Annotated in this window: 16 protein-coding genes; 7 read left to right on the forward strand and 9 right to left on the reverse strand. The window is 38.1% G+C overall.

Translation table 11 applies throughout. The features are described from left to right. The first annotated feature begins 14 nt into the window (after window positions 1-14). Window positions 15-794 (forward strand): enoyl-ACP reductase FabI, encoded by a 780-nt coding sequence (fabI, locus tag V7147_RS06420; RefSeq protein WP_335367028.1) that lies wholly within the window; start codon window positions 15-17, stop codon window positions 792-794. 43 nt (window positions 795-837) lie between these two features. Here fabI and V7147_RS06425 read toward each other — a convergent pair whose 3' ends face one another. Both V7147_RS06425 and mgtE read right to left on the reverse strand, forming a co-directional pair. After that, complete coding sequence (locus V7147_RS06425; protein WP_335367029.1) at window positions 838-2670, reverse strand: monovalent cation:proton antiporter family protein; 1833 nt, start codon at window positions 2668-2670, stop codon at window positions 838-840. Window positions 2671-2682: 12 nt separating this feature from the next. Continuing rightward, window positions 2683-4062, reverse strand: a complete 1380-nt coding sequence (mgtE, locus tag V7147_RS06430) for a magnesium transporter (protein ID WP_335367030.1) — start codon at window positions 4060-4062, stop codon at window positions 2683-2685. A 511-nt stretch (window positions 4063-4573) separates the two neighbouring features. Here mgtE and V7147_RS06435 point away from each other — a divergent pair. Both V7147_RS06435 and prpE read left to right on the forward strand, forming a co-directional pair. Continuing rightward, on the forward strand, window positions 4574-5749 hold the full coding sequence (locus V7147_RS06435; RefSeq protein WP_335367031.1) for an FtsW/RodA/SpoVE family cell cycle protein: 1176 nt from the start codon (window positions 4574-4576) through the stop codon (window positions 5747-5749). 201 nt (window positions 5750-5950) lie between these two features. Beyond that, a complete protein-coding gene (gene prpE / locus V7147_RS06440; RefSeq protein ID WP_335367032.1) occupies window positions 5951-6688 on the forward strand; it encodes a bis(5'-nucleosyl)-tetraphosphatase PrpE in 738 nt (245 codons plus the stop codon). Between the two features lie 305 nt (window positions 6689-6993). Here prpE and V7147_RS06445 read toward each other — a convergent pair whose 3' ends face one another. The 4 genes from V7147_RS06445 to V7147_RS06460 all read right to left on the reverse strand — a co-directional run bounded on the left by V7147_RS06445 (window position 6994) and on the right by V7147_RS06460 (window position 9977). Next, window positions 6994-7893, reverse strand: coding sequence for an RluA family pseudouridine synthase (locus tag V7147_RS06445; RefSeq protein WP_335367056.1), 900 nt, complete (start codon window positions 7891-7893; stop codon window positions 6994-6996). Window positions 7894-8127: 234 nt separating this feature from the next. Next, window positions 8128-8922 (reverse strand): NAD kinase, encoded by a 795-nt coding sequence (locus tag V7147_RS06450; RefSeq protein WP_335367033.1) that lies wholly within the window; start codon window positions 8920-8922, stop codon window positions 8128-8130. Window positions 8923-8939: 17 nt separating this feature from the next. Then, complete coding sequence (locus V7147_RS06455; protein WP_335367034.1) at window positions 8940-9581, reverse strand: GTP pyrophosphokinase; 642 nt, start codon at window positions 9579-9581, stop codon at window positions 8940-8942. 21 nt (window positions 9582-9602) lie between these two features. Further along, window positions 9603-9977: a hypothetical protein gene (locus V7147_RS06460; RefSeq protein ID WP_335367035.1), complete on the reverse strand. Its 375-nt coding sequence runs from the start codon at window positions 9975-9977 to the stop codon at window positions 9603-9605. 277 nt (window positions 9978-10254) lie between these two features. On the opposite strand from V7147_RS06460, the gene V7147_RS06465 reads away from it, so the two are divergent. From V7147_RS06465 to V7147_RS06480, 4 genes are all read left to right on the forward strand, one after another. Further along, entirely contained in the window at window positions 10255-10854 is a 600-nt protein-coding gene (locus V7147_RS06465; RefSeq protein WP_335367036.1) for a CYTH domain-containing protein, read from the forward strand. After that, entirely contained in the window at window positions 10851-11465 is a 615-nt protein-coding gene (locus V7147_RS06470; protein WP_335367037.1) for a lytic transglycosylase domain-containing protein, read from the forward strand. The genes V7147_RS06465 and V7147_RS06470 overlap by 4 nt, the downstream gene beginning before the upstream one ends. Before the next feature lie 180 nt (window positions 11466-11645). Then, window positions 11646-12488 carry a ClpXP adapter SpxH family protein gene (locus V7147_RS06475; RefSeq protein ID WP_335367057.1) on the forward strand — a complete coding sequence of 281 codons (843 nt, stop codon included), beginning with the start codon at window positions 11646-11648 and terminating at the stop codon, window positions 12486-12488. Between the two features lie 285 nt (window positions 12489-12773). Then, window positions 12774-12917 (forward strand): hypothetical protein, encoded by a 144-nt coding sequence (locus tag V7147_RS06480; RefSeq protein WP_438824562.1) that lies wholly within the window; start codon window positions 12774-12776, stop codon window positions 12915-12917. A gap of 37 nt (window positions 12918-12954) precedes the next feature. Here V7147_RS06480 and pepF read toward each other — a convergent pair whose 3' ends face one another. From pepF to mecA, 3 genes are all read right to left on the reverse strand, one after another. Beyond that, window positions 12955-14775 carry an oligoendopeptidase F gene (gene pepF, locus V7147_RS06485; protein ID WP_335367038.1) on the reverse strand — a complete coding sequence of 607 codons (1821 nt, stop codon included), beginning with the start codon at window positions 14773-14775 and terminating at the stop codon, window positions 12955-12957. Between the two features lie 96 nt (window positions 14776-14871). Continuing rightward, the gene (locus V7147_RS06490) at window positions 14872-16098 is read right to left on the reverse strand and encodes a competence protein CoiA (RefSeq protein ID WP_335367039.1); all 1227 of its coding nucleotides are present in this window, start codon (window positions 16096-16098) and stop codon (window positions 14872-14874) included. A 292-nt stretch (window positions 16099-16390) separates the two neighbouring features. Continuing rightward, window positions 16391-17059 (reverse strand): adaptor protein MecA, encoded by a 669-nt coding sequence (mecA, locus tag V7147_RS06495; RefSeq protein WP_335367040.1) that lies wholly within the window; start codon window positions 17057-17059, stop codon window positions 16391-16393. Window positions 17060-17061 lie beyond the last annotated feature (2 nt).

Here is a 17061-nt window from a genome sequence, read left to right on the forward strand (position 1 = left end):
TGATGGAGGTAACTATGGAAGATTTAATTCAATTAGAAGGTAAAAATATCGTCGTTATGGGCGTAGCAAATGAAAGAAGTATTGCGTGGGGAGTTGCTGAATCTCTATATAAAGCTGGCGCAAAAGTAATATATACATACCGTCTAGATCGCTCACGTGAAAAGCTAGAAAAATTATTAGAGAAATACAATTACCCTGCAGAAATGATTGTAAGATGTGATGTGAATAACGATGAAAGCATCTCACAAGCATTTACTGAAATCGGTGAAAAAGTAGGTACCATTCATGGATTGGTGCACTCTGTTGCATTCGCCAATGCAGATGACTTAAAAGGTGATTTCATTGATACATCAAGAGATGGATATGCATTCGCACAAGACACAAGTGCCTACTCATTAGTAGCTGCAGCAAAAGCAGCACGACCATATTTAGCAGAAGATGCCTCTATCCTAACTATGTCTTACCTTGGTGCTGTTCGCGCTCTTCCTGGATATAATGTAATGGGAATTGCTAAGGCTTCACTAGAAGCATGTGTAAGATACCTTACATTTGACCTTGGAAAAGATGGAGTTAGAATCAATGCGATTTCAGCTGGTCCGATCAGAACATTAGCTGCAAAAGGTGTTCCAGGCTTCAATGATATTATGAAAATGATTGAAGAAAAAGCACCACTTAAGCGCAATGTGACAAAAGAAGATGTTGGAAACATGTCCATCGCCATGCTAAGCAATCTTTCTCGAGGAGTGACTGGAGAAGTTATTTATGTAGATTCAGGATATAATATTGTAGGATAAAAAAAGAGGGCGACCATTTAATTTGGTTCGCCCTTTCTTATTACTAGAATTCTAAATCCACCCTCAACTCATCAACGTACTCCCTTGATCCGGTAACGATTAAACGATCCCCTAGCTGGAGGTCTGTGTCACCGTGTGGAACAATGGAATCTTTGCCTCTAAAGATTCGAACAAAGATGACATCTCCGGTAAATGGGAAATTCCGAAGCATTGTTCCAGAATATATACTATTGTTCATATCAATTTCATATAAGGCTTGTTCCTGATTCGTTAGGATTGTCATAATACTTGGTACTTCAATTAACGCACGAAGCAATGTATTGGTCGACATTAATAAAGAAAATACCTCGATATTTTGATTCTTGAGTTCATCACCAAGTGAACCCGATTCGATTCTTGCAATTACACGGTCCACTCCNNTTGAAATTTCAGCATTCTGCTCATCCGACCCAGTTGTAATCACTAAAATATCGACATCAAACACATTTAAATTTTGAAGCGTTTCGATTGAATAATCTTCAAGCCCTACGATATCAAACACTGAATCAGAATGCTTTTTATCAATCTGATCCTGTGTTGTGTGATAAATCGTCGTATCATAGAGCTTTGAGTTCAACTCCCTAATCACAGGTAATGACATTTGGTTTGCGCCAATAAAGGCGACGCGAATAACTGGTTCTTCGTCCACATGCTTAGGAAAAAGCTTTTTAAACCCAATCGGCGAAATAATACTAGCGATAACGGCAACCAGGATTAATGCACCTGACATTCTGTTATCAATGACTCCCATTTTCTCTCCGACTGTAGCTGCAGCAATGACAAGTGATAATGTTGATGTTAATAGGGCCCCAGCTCCAATCGTAGTTCGCCAATCATACCAACGTTTGATATAGAGAATCGGCACCATTTTTGAAATAACTAAAGCAATAAACAATAATGGGATAAGCATTAAGATTTTTGGATCCTGGAAAAGCGCCCATAGGTCGAGTTCAACCCCAATCATCACGAAGAAGATGGGGATTAAAAATCCATAACCAAATGAATCAAGCTGCTGTACCATCTCATGATTTGGTGACAATAAAGAGACTAACACACCGGCTAAAAATGCACCTAAAATATTCTCAGCACCAATAGTTTCAGAAAGAGCAACAAGGATCATGATTAATGCAAAAATTGCCCTTGTTCCAATTTGAACCGTTCCTTTTGACATTGTTTCTAGGAAAGAACGATTTTGGAACCTCTTTCCGACTAAATATAGGAGTACCCCTGCGCCAAATAAGATTAACAGGAGCCACATATTACTTTCTCCACCTCCATAAATGGAAGCAAAGACAGCAAGTAAAATCATCGTAACAAGGTCAGCTACTACTGCAATTAGTAGGATAATCTGACCAATATTCGTTTTCATGATTTGAGCATCCTTAAGGGTTGGAACTACAACCCCTAAGGAAATCGTCGAAATAATTAACGTCATTAAAAAGGCATTATCCGTAAAACCAGTCCACACAAATATATATGATAATAGAAGTGATAAAATAAAAATTCCTGCAAATACCACAATCGAAACTAGGAATGTGCTTGGCGCCTTTTTGCCACTTGGTAGTGTTTGTTTCTTTTTCCCTCCAGCAAAAGCAGAAAAATCAATTTCAACTCCACTTAAAAACATTAAAAAGATAAATCCTAATGTCGATAAGGTTTCAAGCCACATGTCTGGCTCAACCACGTCAAGCCCACTTTTTCCGATAATAATCCCCATGATAATTTCCGCTACAACGACAGGTATTACCCGGAGTTTAAACCTATGTAATAACAGTGGTGTCAAAAAAGCCACCACCATCACAATTACTAACGATGTTAATGAAGCACCATGTTCCATGTTTTACCCCCTTTAAACTAGATACCCCATAAAAAAGGTTGCTAATCCAAAATAAATTAAAATACTAATTATGTCATTAATTGTGGTAATAAAAGGTCCCGACGCAACGGCAGGGTCAACCTTCAAACGATGCATTAATAACGGTACAAGTGCGCCGGCAAGAGTTGCCACAATTAAAGTAATTAAAATTGAGAAACCAACTAATAAACCAAGGAAGAAATCACCTTTCCAAAAATAAACCACAAACATGATTACCGCTCCACATACGGCCCCAGTTATTACACCGGTCCCAGCTTCCCTTAGGATTAATAGCCATTTATTTTCTTCTTCATCCTCTCCAATCGCAATACGCCGAACGGCAACAGCCAGAGCTTGTGTGCCCGTGTTACCAGCCATACCTGCAATTAACGGAATAAAGACAGCCAAAATCGCAACTTGATCCAAAGTCGCTTCAAATCGTCCAATTAAGCTTGCTGTCAGCATTCCAAGAAAAGATAAAATAATTAGCCATGGCAATCTCTTTTTTGCGGATGTCAAAATATTTTTATCAGCTGAATCCACATCTGAAATCCCCGCTAGTTTGGAGTAATCATCAGATGCCTCTTCATCCATTACGTCAATAATATCATCGACGGTAATAATCCCCAATAAATGATTTTGAAAATCGATAACAGGAACCGCTAGAAAATTATAGTCCTTCATTTTCCGCGCGACCTCTTCTTGGTCTTCACTAACAGACACAGATACAACACGGTCGCTCATAATTTCATGGATCATTGTATCGTCATCACTAACGAGCAAATCACGAATTGAAATAACACCAACAAGACGTTTTTCTTCATCTATCACATACACATAATAAATCGTTTCGGCACGAGGTGCTTCTTTCTTCAAGATATACATGGCTGATTTCACAGTTTGATTGGCATGTATGGCGATATATTCAGTAGTCATGATACTACCGGCAGTATATTCCTCATAATGAAGGAGCTGTTTAATTTCCCCTGCGGCTTCATCATCCATGATTGTCAAATAGCTTGCGACCTGTTCTTTATCTAATTCATTCAATACGTCAACTGCGTCGTCGGCATACATCTGTGAAAGCATATCTGCGACAAAGGTGTGATCCATCTCAGATAAAAGTTCTTCATACTCATTCTCATCGATCTCAAGGTTTTCAAATACCTCTGCCATTTCAGTTGGCGATAAAAAATGATAAACGCGCATTCTAGCATCTTTTGGCAACTTCGCATAGAACTTCGATCTTTCATACGGGTGTATTTCCAAAAATACAGTCCTGAAAAGGTCAATATTCTCATTTTCAAGAGCTGCCAGCAATTGTTCAGTTTCTAATTGTTGCTGTTCTTTCTCATTCACTTCTTGTTGCAACATATTCACTCTCCCCTCTTACAACAACTGAAAATCAAATTCGCCTTGGCGTATTTCCGCCCAGATTTTTTAGGCCCACACGATGTGGGTCACAAAGACGTTGGCCGTAGGACACGGCGTTCTTAGTATTTGATCCTAAGCTCGAAAAATTTCCTTTGAAAATCTGTGACATCCGCCGGAGGCTTTAACTTTATTCAGCCAGGGGTAACCAGCATAAAAAAATTTCATTTATTTATTTATTTATACCCCACATATAGACGTTTAGGACTTTTGCTGAATAAAGATAAAATCTTAACATACATTTCATAAAATGTAACATACGACCATTTACTTTTTGAGGCTGTATGTATATCATTAATTTTTTAGTTCACCTGTATGTAATGATTTGCAAACATTCAAAAATAAGCTAAGATAGTATTGGGTTATAAAGCTTAAAAAAGGTAATTGGATATTGAATGATACCCTGTTTTCTATGATATAAAACTCGAGGGTGATTAGAAAGGATTTTTTCCCCATGAACAAAGAAAATATTCCTCAAAAAATTGATTATACATTATTATTTATTTTATTTCTTATGGCGATAGTTAGTGCCATCGCCATCGAAAGTGCACAGCCCTTTTTACCAGAAAAGCTTAAAATTATAAATTTTGCAGCCAAACAACTTCAATGGTATGTAATAGGAATTGTTGTCATCATTGGGACAATGGTTATTGATTTCGACCGATTTAAAATGATTTCATGGTATTTATATGGAATAGGGATGTTTTTATTATTTGGTTTATTTTTAGCAAAATATTTTCCCATCCCTTATGCTGAAAAAATTAAAGGTGCAACAGCCTGGTATTCTTTTCCTGGCATCGGGAATTTCCAGCCATCGGAATTAATGAAAATTATTATGATCATCGTGCTGAGTAAAATTATCGCAGATCACCGTGAAAAATATGTAGTTAGTGAAGTAAAGGATGATTTACTATTAATTGGTAAAATTTTGTTAGCATCCTTGCCACCCATGTTTTTACTCTATAAACAACCGGATATGGGAATGATTATGGTTTTTATGTCAATAATTGTTACAATGATACTCGTTGCCGGAATTAAATGGCGAATCATTTTGTCTGTTCTATTTACGACCGTTTTTACAATATCTTTAGGTGTCTTCCTCTACTTCAACTTTCCAGATTTTTTCTTTAAGTATATTATAGAAGACTACCAGATGAATCGTTTTTATGGTTGGCTCGATCCTTGGGGGACCCAAAGTAATGAAGGGCACCAACTTGTTCGATCTATGCTTGCGATTGGTTCCGGTCAACTGCACGGCAAAGGCTATCGGGAATCAGAAGTTCAGATTCCTGAAGGGCATACCGATTTTATTTTTGCAGTAGTAGCAGAACAATTTGGATTTATAGGGGCAAGTATTATTGTGTCCTTATTCTTCTTATTAATCTATCGAATGATTCATATTGCACTAGAAAGTCACGACCCATACGGCAGTTACCTATGTGCAGGTGTGATCGGCATGATTACCTTCCAAGTATTCCAAAACGTTGGAATGACAATTGGGATATTACCAATCACAGGTCTTCCATTACCGTTCATTAGCTATGGAGGTAGTTCCCTTGCCACATATATGATTGCGATCGGGATTGTGCTGAATGTTCGGTCTAGAACGAAGAAATTTATGTTCGACTAACATTATTCAATAGGGTTTGAACCCCTATTGAATAATGTTAAAGCCTCCGGCGGATGCCACGATTTTTCAATGGAAACTTTTCGAGCATGCTCGAAAAAAATCGGGCGCAAATACGCCAAAGCGTATTTGATTGAAATAATATCACGTCATTCTCCTTATAATAGAGAGAGTGGCGTGATTTTTTTTGAAAGGATACTTAAGATGAAAATAGATGTAATTGGAGATATACATGGTTGTTTTCAGGAGTTTCAAGAATTAACAAAGAAGTTAGGTTATTCTTGGAAAAGTGGAATTCCAGTACATAATGAACGAGTGCTCGCTTTCGTCGGGGACTTAACAGACCGCGGCCCGGAGTCATTGAAGGTAATTGAGACTGTGTTTAGGCTTGTAGTACTAGAAAAAAAAGCACATTATGTACCTGGCAATCACTGTAACAAGCTGTATCGTTTTTTTCAAGGGAACAAGGTCCAAACCACACATGGCTTGGAAACAACCGTTGCCGAGTATGAAGCTTTGGATAAAATGAAACAAGAATCGATTCGCGATCAGTTTATTGATCTGTATGAAGCTTCTGCACTCTACGAAAGACTGGATGGAGGAAATTTGGTCATTGCCCATGCAGGAATTCGTGAAGACTATATCGGACGCGATGATAAAAAGGTGAAAACCTTTGTGTTGTACGGGGATATAACAGGCAAAAATAACCCTGATGGGACGCCGGAAAGACGGGATTGGGCAAAGCTGTATAAAGGCTCTTCCTGGGTTGTTTACGGGCATACGCCAGTGAAGGAGCCAAGATGGGTAAATCATACTGTGAATATCGATACCGGTTGTGTTTTTGGTGGGAGTTTGACAGCTTTGAGATATCCAGAGATGGAGACAATATCAGTTCCTTCATCAATGCCGCTTGTTGCGGAGAAGTTTCGGGAGTTTGGGTAGGTTTTAAGGACCTGTTGCGTACTGAAGGTTATCAGCATCCTAATATATGGAATGTAGCAGCAGACCTCTAGATCGGTTCGAGTGACATCAACATCCTAATAATTGGTACTCAGTGCATCTCCATCCCGTTTCGGAGGACATTACACTCCTAAAATATGGAACGTGATGTATCTCCAGGTCACCTTGAAAACCACTAACCTCCTAATACCTGGAATTTAAGACATCTCCAGCGTTCCCCAATGGACACCCACCTACTATTTATTGGAATATCATACACCTCCACAACTGAAATACAAAAAGCGACCTCAAAAGGTCGCTTTTTCCAATAACTCTTTCATGTCAACAGGTAGTTCCGCATAAAAGACTACCTCTTTTTTATCCATGGGATGCCAAAAACTTAGCTCTCGGCAATGAAGTGCTTGTCTGCTAATCTCTACTCGCAAGCCCCCATACAAATCATCCCCTACAATCGGATGCCCAATATGGGAAAGATGAACACGAATCTGGTGGGTTCTCCCTGTATCTAGCTGAAGCTGCACATGTGTCCAATCAGCTAGCCTGTGAATGACCCGAAAATGTGTAACCGCTCTTTGACCATCCTCCCGCACTTGGCGCTCGATAATACTATCGTCCTTCCGACCAATTGGGGCATCAATCGTACCTGCTTCCACATCGAACCCGCCATGAACGATGGCTTCATACGTCCTCTTCATTCCTCCGGTCTTTTGTTGAGCGGAAAATAGATGGTGGATATGACGATGCTTTGCAACTAGCAGCAACCCAGATGTATCCCGATCAAGTCGATTAACTAAATGCACTGTTGCATCATGTCCTGTAGATTGATAGTAATACAAAAGTCCATTCGCTAGGCTTCCAGTTGAACTCTCCCGGGACGGGATTGACTGCTGGTATGGCGGTTTGTTCACAACCAACACGTATGGGTCCTCATACACAATATGTAAAGGCAGATTTTCAGGCCTCAGATCTAAACTAGGCTTCTCGGGCGGGAATACCACCTTTAGAGCCTCACCCTCAACCAAACGATGTCGTACCGTAACAGGGGTGCCATTTAATGTAATCGCGCCACCTGCGAACTTAATATCGGTAAGGGCCGTTTTTGAAATGGCCTGCTCCCGTAAAAACTCTCTCACTAATTTTCCTGTATCTTGTGATGAGATCTTCCATTCTAATGTAAAAGCCGCCACAATTCTCTTTCCCTTCAATCAAATACGCCTAGCAAATTTGCGCCCAATTTTTTTGGCGCACAGGATATGGGTCATAAAGACGTTGNNGATCTTACTGCCCGAATAATTTCCTTTAAAAAATTGTGGCATCCGCCGGAGGCTAACTTTATTTAGCCGGGATTGAACTCCCCACCGAATTTGTTCTCTTTTTACATTCATCCCTTACTATTAAGTAGGAATTTTGCAAAATAAAGTTTAATCAGAAATAAACGAATCGCGAACCCTTTTCCAAAATGGGAATGGACGAAAACGTGCGAAACGAACCTTTTCAGGAGCGACGCGGCATTGAATGGATTTCACATCCTTGTGCAAAAGAGTTAAGTGGTCAATCGTAATATGAAAGTCAACATCATTCACCGGTTTCATTAATATGGTATGATGATTCGGCAAAATTAATGGTGAGCCGACCGTTCGGAACACACGATTGTTAATCGAAGCCATTTCTGCAACTTGAATTGCTTCAATCGATGGATGTAAAATGGCACCACCAAGTGCTTTGTTATATGCAGTACTTCCCGAAGGAGTTGAAATACATAATCCATCCCCGCGGAATGTTTCAAAAAGCTGCCCCTTGATTTCAAGGTCCATTACAAGAGATCCTTCTACACTTTTTACCGTACATTCATTTAAGGCAAGGTACCTAGACTCACGCCCACCATTGATATAGCGGATATAAACCTCAAGTAACGGGTATTCGACCACCTGGTATGGAGTTTTAGCAATCGCAATCACAAGTTTTTCAATTTCTTCTGGAACCCAGTCTGCATAAAACCCTAGATGCCCTGTGTGAATACCAACAAAAGCTGTTTTATCTAATCGGCTGCGGTAACGGTGAAAGGCATATAAAAGTGTTCCATCCCCTCCGACTGTAACAACAATATCTGGTTGGTCCTCATCATATGTGAGCCCGAAATCCATTAAATACGTTCTTATTTTTTGCATTAATGTATTCGAGTTCGAATCACCCCTCGAAGTTACAGCAAATCTCATATTTTACACCCTATCCATTAAGTATTATCAGATTCCTTACTATCCGTTTTTCTTGAAAAAATAGCCTGTGCTTCTTGAATTTCGCCGCGTATTTTTGACATTTCCTCATCAAGTAGAAAAGCAGCCTCTGACGCACGTTGTAGGCGATGCTCGATCTCTTCTGGAAATCTGCCTTTATATTTGTAGTTTAAGGAATGTTCGATCGTTGCCCAAAAGTTCATCGCAAGAGTGCGAACCTGTATTTCGACTAAAATTTTCTTCTCACCATCAATGGTTTGAACAGGATACTTAATCACAAGGTGATAGGAGCGATAGCCGCTTTCTTTCTTTTGTGTAATATAGTTTCGTTCTTCAATGATTTCTAGATCATTTCGCATCCTTAATAATTCGACAACCCGCTTGATATCATCTACAAATTGACACATCATTCTAAGTCCTGCAATGTCTTGCATCTCTTCTTCGATTTTGTCGAGTGGAATATTCTTCTTTGTTGCTTTATCTAAAATACTTGGTATTGGCTTTACTCTTCCCGTTACAAATTCGATCGGGGAATGGGTACCTTGCATTTCGAATTGAGTTCGCATTCCTTTAAGCTTTATTTTCAGCTCATCAACAGCTTGCTTGTATGGAGCCAAAAAAAGATCCCAGTCTTTACTCATAATAGCCCCCCATTTTCTTAACTAGGATAAGAATGTTTTTTCAACAAGCTCGACCATCCCATCTCCATAATTCGCATTACCTTCAATGTTTTGTAAAAGGTATTCCAATTCAGGAATGATATCGACTAGTTCGAGTTCGTTGTCTTCTAGGTGTAAAATAACTTGTTGTTTTTCTGAAATAACATTTTTAAGTGATGGCCAAACAGCCGATGGCAAACTCACATATATAAATTCCTGCTCATTTTCAAGCTTGTAAATGAATGCTAAAGAATCGGAATCAACCAGCATTTGACCGCTGGCACGCAATCCGTCCTTATCAAAATCTGTATGATCCGCCCTAAGCTCCAATCGGTTTTTAGAATAATTAAAATGACTAATTTCAATACGCTTCTGCATCAGTAATCTCCTTTATACGTTTCAACATTTCCAAATCCACACCTATTTTATCATATGTACATCAATTCTTTAAAGAAACTGATAACCAATTCCTAAAAAAGACACACCTCGTGATATAATTAAGAAAAGCGCAAGGCGCCCGCCTATCGGCGACAAGCATAAGACAAGCGCTGACAGAAGGTACACTTTCCCTTCCGAAGCGATTGGCTTAGACCAGAGAACCGATGGCGCCTTGAGCTGGACATATAACAAATTGTTATAAAGGACGTTGAAAAAAATGCGCCAAGAGCTTGAAATTGAATTTAAAAATATTCTATCAGATGACGAATATCATCGATTACTTTCTGCATTCTCAATCGACGATGACAAAAAAGTGATCCAAGAAAACTTTTATTTTGATACAGCCGAATTTTCATTAAAAAATCTAGGTGCCGCCCTACGTATCCGTGAAAAGAAAGGCATATATACTCTCACCTTAAAACAGCCTGTTGAACGTGGATTACTTGAGACCCACCAAGTATTGACCATGGAAGAAGCCAAGCAAATGCTTGATGGCGGACCAATCATCGATGGCGATGTTTCTACCATTTTAAAAACACTTTCTATCAACCCTATGGATGTTACTTTCTTTGGGTCTTTAAAAACGAAACGTGCTGAAGTCGAATATAAAAATGGCTTACTCGTATTGGATAAGAGTTACTATTTAAATTCGAGCGATTTCGAGGTAGAATATGAGGTAACGGATGAAGTGATCGGAAAAGTAATTTTCAAAGAATTACTCAATCAATACAATATTCCACTTCGTAAAACTGACAATAAAATTCGTAGGTTTTATAATCGCAAAAAACAACTTCTACGAGGAGAGGAACGCATTTGAAGATAGATTTTAAAGTATTAATGGAGCTTCAGGCATTACGAAATGCTTCAACATCAAATTCACCGACAACAAGTAATGATGACTCCATATTTAAGGACATGCTATTGCAACTCATGTCTAATTCATCTAGTTCACCAACTGAAAGTATCCGTTCGAAGGTTAATCCTTCATCTTTATACAGCAATACTCATTATATGCCGTTAACGATTTCGAATCCCAAAACCATCCCTGTTTCTAGCAACTATGATGAGTTGATTCAACAAGCGGCACAAAAATACAATGTTGATCCGCGATTAATCAGTTCTGTCATAAAGCACGAATCCAATTTTAATCCAAATGCGAAAAGTCATGCTGGTGCTACTGGTCTTATGCAGTTAATGCCGGCAACAGCGCGTGGTTTGGGTGTTACTGATATAACAGATCCCGCTCAAAATATTGCAGCAGGTACAAAATATCTACGGAATATGCTAGACCGTTATAGTGGAAATGTTTCACTTGCTTTAGCTGCATATAATGCCGGACCTGGAAATGTGGACAAGTATCAGGGCATACCACCCTTCAAAGAAACACAAAACTATGTTAGAAAAGTAACAGAAACCTACCTCGGATAATATAAGCTCTCTCTGACCAATCAGAGAGAGTTTTTTTAATTCCATAAATTTCATTCCTGTAAAAGTGCGCTTTATTTGAGTTAAATCTCGTCCATTGATAAAATGTTAATACACTCAACATTTGATTATTCACTCCTGATGAGTTGAAAGGGGGGTAAGGTCTTGAAAGAAACCAAAAATATGGGATTCAATCCATCATCTAGTAACCGTCCGTTGGAAATCTATATGTTCATTGATCCACTTTGTCCTGATTGTTGGTCATTGGAACCTATATTAAAAAAACTATCAATTGAATATGGAAAGTATTTTACAATTCGCCATATTTTAAGTGGCCGCCTTGCTTCCTTGAATATTCAAAAAAGGAAAAAACCTGCTGACATGGCTCAAGTATGGGAACGCACTGCAAGTAGATCAGGAATGTCTTGTGACGGAAGCATTTGGCTTGAAAATCCAATTTCTGCACCTCATTCTGTATCTATTGCGATTAAAGCTGCTGAACTACAAGGAAAAAAAGCAGGAATCCGTTTTTTACGAAAGCTTCAGGAAAATCTCTTCCTTGAAAAACGTGATATTTCAGATGCTGACGTATTGCTTGCGTGTGCAGAAGAAGTTGGTCTTGATGTAAATGAATTTTTAAATGATCTTCATTCATCAAGTGCTGCAAAAGCATTCCAATGCGATTTAAAAATCACATCTGAAATGGAAGTGGATGAAATTCCAACACTTGTTTTCTTTAATGAAAACATTGAAGAGGAAGGTTTAAAAATTACTGGCTGCTATCCATATGAAATGTATGTTCATATTATTTACGAAATGCTCGGCGAAAAAGTTGAACCTACCCCGCCACCACCGTTAGAGGATTTCTTAAAATACTTTAAATTCGTTGCCACAAAAGAAATTTCAGTTCTGTACGATTTGCCTATACCAGAAGTCGAACGTGAAATGAAAAAGCTTATATTAAAGCAAAGAGTCGAACAAGTTCCCGTTAAATACGGAACGTTTTGGAGGTATATAGAAGAATAACAAAAACGACTTGAACCCGATTGGTCCAAGTCGTTTTTCTATTTAAATAAAGGGGATGGGAGAAATTCACTTCAAACAAAGGGGTGTTGTTTGTGTGATTACTTCTTGATTAAATAATAGCAAAGATTGATAACCATTTTCAACTATTTGTACATTATTTCACAAAGTTGTCAAATTCCTATTCTTAAAACACACGCTTGGACATAAATATTAATTAAGAACTTACATTCATTTGTAAGGAGGTCGGGCAACATGAGGAGAATCGGGCTAATAATCGGGACTATTATGATCATTATCACCTTTGGACTAAATATATTGGGTTTAATGAAATTAATCCCCCTTTATATCACAACCCCTCTTTTATTTCTTTCATTACTAGTGACACTTGTTATTTATAATCACCGAAATCGATTTAGGGGTTTTCGATAATTAAAACAAGGGCACCCGCGGTGGATGCCCTCTTCTTTTATTTCTTTAATAATTTTTCCATTTCTGTCAAAGTAGCTTCGAATACTTTACATGCTTCTTTGATTGGCTCTGCAGAAGTCATGTCCACACCTGCATTTTTCAGTACCTCAATTGGATAGTTAGAGCTTCCTGCTTTTAGGAAGTTGTTAATGTAGCGATCAACAGCTGGCTTACCTTCTTCTAAAATTTGTTTACTTAATGCCGTTGCCGCACTATAACCTGTCGCATATTGATACACATAATAATTGTAGTAGAAATGCGGAATACGGGACCATTCTAACCCAATTTCATCATCCACAACGATATTTGATCCGAAGTATTTTTTATTTAGTTCATAATACATTTCGGTGAATAAATCAGGTGTTAATGCTACTCCCTCTTGGGCTTTCATATGAATCATATGTTCAAATTCTGCAAACATAGTTTGACGGAATACAGTTCCTCTAAAGCCTTCCAGCTGATGATTTAATAAATATAATCTCTTTTGGTCATCATCTATTGTTTTTAATAAATAATCTCCTAAAAGTGCCTCATTACAAGTAGATGCTACTTCCGCAACAAAGATTGAATAGTTTCCATATGTGTATGGCTGGTTGTTCCTTGTATAATAGCTATGAACAGAGTGGCCAAATTCATGGGCTAATGTAAATAGATTGTTCACATTGTCTTGCCAGTTCATAAGGATATAAGGATTTGTACCATAGGTTCCTGAGGAATAGGCTCCACTGCGTTTCCCTTTATTCTCATGAACATCTACCCAACGATTTTCAAAGCCTTCTTTTAACACATTTAAGTAATCCTCGCCTAATGGAGCAAGCCCTTTAAGGATATAATCTTTTGCTTCCTCGTAAGAAACATCCATTTTCACATCTTTTACAAGTGGTGTATAAAGGTCATACATATGAAGCTCATCCACACCAAGTGCTTTTTTGCGAAGATCGACGTATCTATGCAATAGTGGAAGATTATCATTAATCGTATTCACAAGATTATCATAAACGGTCTCAGGAATATTATTGCTGCTTAAGGCTGCTTCTCGAGCAGACTTATAATTACGAACACGAGCATTAAAATTATCCTTTTTTACAGTTCCGCTTAATGTACTTCCAAACGTATTTTTAAAATTTCCATATGAGTCATACACCGATTTGAACGCTTCTTCTCTTACACGTCGGTCTGAGCTTTCTAGAAAGCGAATATAACGGCCATGCGTAATTTCAACCTCTTCCCCGTTCTCATCTTTAATGGTTGGGAATGTTAAATCTGCGTTATTTAGCATACCAAAAGTATTGCTTGAAGAATCCATTACCTCGTAGGCTTGTGCAAGTAATGCTTCTTCTTTTGCAGATAGGACATGAGGACGTTCACGATTGATATCGTTTAAAGCATGCTCGTAAACCTTCAATTCCTCTTTTTCAGCTAAAAAGGTTTTGATTTTTTCCTCATCAACAGATAGAATTTCAGGTACGATAAAAGAAAGTGCACTACCTACCTGTGTATATAGATTTGTTGCCCGGTCATATAAACCTTGATATAACGAATTTGAAGTATCTTGATCATTTCGCATATGTGCATATGTATAGATTTTTCCCATTCGTAAAGAAATGGCATCTTGATAAGCCAATGCCTCAAAAAGATTATCTGCAGACTCACCAAGCTTTCCTTGGAATGCTTCAATTCCAGGAATCATTTCTTTTACTTCAGTAAATTCCTTTTCCCAATCTTCGTCTGAAGCAAAAATATCTTCTAATCTCCATGTATCCTGCTCAGCAATTTCATCCCGATTAGGGAGCTTTTTAATAGTTGATTGTTCAGCCATTTTAGTAACCTCCTATTTCCTTTTCATTAAAAAGTATTCGATACCTTATTGATTATCTCCTTTTTTATTAAAAAAGTTCAAGTTTTTTGAATTTAGTCAGTCCGTTCCAATCTTATGTTTTGCCAATCCATCCTCTTCATGCTTTCCAACACTTGCCAACTGTTTTTCATCCATTTTGCAAGCTTCGTCTAAATTCGAAGGTATTTCAAATGCTCCTATTTTTTCATATTTTGTTTTCGAAATCTGTTTAAATTTACCTGTTTCTACAAGGACCTTTAGGTATTCCTCAACGGCCAGTGAATATTGGGTATGAAACACTAATGGCAACTGTCTAATCATAATATCTTTTGTAGCAATTCGCTTTGAAATGACTTCCATTACATTCGAAAAAAAGAACGTATCCCCTTTCCCAAGAGGAAGCAAAAGATCTAGTAAAATCCACATTTGCCATATCATCGGCGTTGTGTGAAACCAGTATCCTGATGGGACAGGCAGTCCCGCTTCTGAAGGTAAATGAGCTGGAGGTATTCGGTTTTGATAAAGGGTGGTCAAAAATGAGGCCAAATGGTTGGATGGAAAAACGGAGTAGCTTGCCCTCCACTTCTGTTTTTTTCTGCTCCATAAATGTCGGAAAGTTACCGAGGGATTGGTTGGATCCAAAAGTCTTGGAAAGGAGATCACTTTTTCTTTGTAAAAATGAATGGAACAAAAAGCTTCGCTTGTAGTAAATGGATGGAGATTAGATAGTTTGACGAATGTAGAGGTATCTGGGCAGTAATAAAGAATGCTAGGATAGATTGGTTGATTAAAGGAGGTCGAAAATAGCCATTGAAAAGGTGATAATCGAACCGAATAGGCAGACATTCGTTTAAACCATTTTGCACCTAAAATCCAAATGGGTATAATGCCTTCTTTGTTGTATGAATCTGATCTCTTTTTAAACAAGGAATATTCGATTTGGGAGCATTGGTACTCAATTGCGAAGCGTGTGTTTTGTGTGGTCACTAAGAGGTCTGGACGTTGTGATATTTCGGGTAAAAAAGGCTCGAGCTTGACATCATAGCCTTGGGCTTGGAACCAATGATAAAGCTGGCGTTTGCCCTCGAGGTGATACTCAGATTCTGGTTCTGTTTTAATGGTACATTCGGCTCCTTTTAAATGTGCAAAATGATGAGTCTTTTTCAGTCCTGCCTTAAGCTGGACTATGCTATGACAAGCCGGACAATGAAATGTCTCATGATCGCGAAGCTTATGCAAATCGGAGCGCTCCCATTTTTCCACGAGTGATATATATTCACCATTATTACGTAACGCAACAAACACTCACGTCATCTCCTTCCTTTATATAGATTGCTCCTTTAAAATAGCATAGATGACATAGTTGTACAATCAAAAAATTGTGAACATTTCGAAGGCAGGTCAAATACGCCTTGGCGTATTNNATAAAGACGTTGCCACAGGATGTGACGTTTTTAGTCTTTGATCTTACAACCCGAAAAAATATCCCTTGAAAATCTGAGGCATCCGCCAGAGGCTTTAACTTTACTCAGTAGAAATGGGAAATTCTACTCAATAAAGTTAAAAGCCGATTCCACAAAATGAAATCGACTTTTGCTTATAGTGAGAAGTGTTCAACCATAACTTCTAACGCATTCTCATTAATTATCTTTTTACCATACTCTTCAATTCTATGAATCGACATTGCTGATTCTTGCCCATACTCCAGCACAATGCTAAGCATATCTTCAAGTTCATCCTCTGAGTAGGTTTCTTCATTGAATTCGATAAATAAGTAATATTTATTTTCGAATGAGTACAAGGAATTGTTTAATCCCTCAAGCTGAATTCGATGTGCAAGTGAAATGACATCTTCAAAATCATTAAAGCGAATTAAAAATTGGAAGTTTTCTTCTTCAAATTCTTCGATAAAATCTTTATCCTCATATTTCGATTGAAATTGTTGATCTAATAAAGATTCAATCTTTTCATCAACTGGCATTTTATCATCACCAACAGGAAGTTCGTACTTATTCCCGTCTTTTGAAAGTTGTGCTCGTGTTACAAGAACTTCTAACCCTTTTTCTAACGCCTGGACTTGGATCCATAGTGGACCATCAATCGTGAATTCTTCTTCTTGATGAATCTCATCCATCATTTCCCAGAAGAGCTCTTCACTTCGCTCTCGGTTATACCAAATTTCTTCACGTTCAAACCCGCGCTGTTCTATATCATTATATGAAATGTAGAATTTTACTGTATGTTCGTTGATTCGTTCGATTTCCATTA

Origin of the sequence: Bacillus sp. JJ1521 (assembly GCF_036965165.1) — a bacterium.
Lineage (GTDB): Bacteria > Bacillota > Bacilli > Bacillales > Bacillaceae_L > Ferdinandcohnia.

Bases quoted from the DNA above. Each gene is read 5' to 3' on its own strand.
- fabI (WP_335367028.1), top strand. From the start codon at position 15: ATGGAAGATTTAATTCAATTAGAAGGTAAAAATATCGTCGTTATGGGC.
- mgtE (WP_335367030.1), bottom strand. From the start codon at position 4,062: ATGTTGCAACAAGAAGTGAATGAGAAAGAACAGCAACAATTAGAAACT.
- V7147_RS06435 (WP_335367031.1), top strand. From the start codon at position 4,574: ATGAACAAAGAAAATATTCCTCAAAAAATTGATTATACATTATTATTT.
- prpE (WP_335367032.1), top strand. From the start codon at position 5,951: ATGAAAATAGATGTAATTGGAGATATACATGGTTGTTTTCAGGAGTTT.
- V7147_RS06450 (WP_335367033.1), bottom strand. From the start codon at position 8,922: ATGAGATTTGCTGTAACTTCGAGGGGTGATTCGAACTCGAATACATTA.
- V7147_RS06455 (WP_335367034.1), bottom strand. From the start codon at position 9,581: ATGAGTAAAGACTGGGATCTTTTTTTGGCTCCATACAAGCAAGCTGTT.
- V7147_RS06460 (WP_335367035.1), bottom strand. From the start codon at position 9,977: ATGCAGAAGCGTATTGAAATTAGTCATTTTAATTATTCTAAAAACCGA.
- V7147_RS06465 (WP_335367036.1), top strand. From the start codon at position 10,255: ATGCGCCAAGAGCTTGAAATTGAATTTAAAAATATTCTATCAGATGAC.
- V7147_RS06475 (WP_335367057.1), top strand. From the start codon at position 11,646: ATGGGATTCAATCCATCATCTAGTAACCGTCCGTTGGAAATCTATATG.
- V7147_RS06480 (WP_438824562.1), top strand. From the start codon at position 12,774: ATGATCATTATCACCTTTGGACTAAATATATTGGGTTTAATGAAATTA.
- pepF (WP_335367038.1), bottom strand. From the start codon at position 14,775: ATGGCTGAACAATCAACTATTAAAAAGCTCCCTAATCGGGATGAAATT.
- mecA (WP_335367040.1), bottom strand. From the start codon at position 17,059: ATGGAAATCGAACGAATCAACGAACATACAGTAAAATTCTACATTTCA.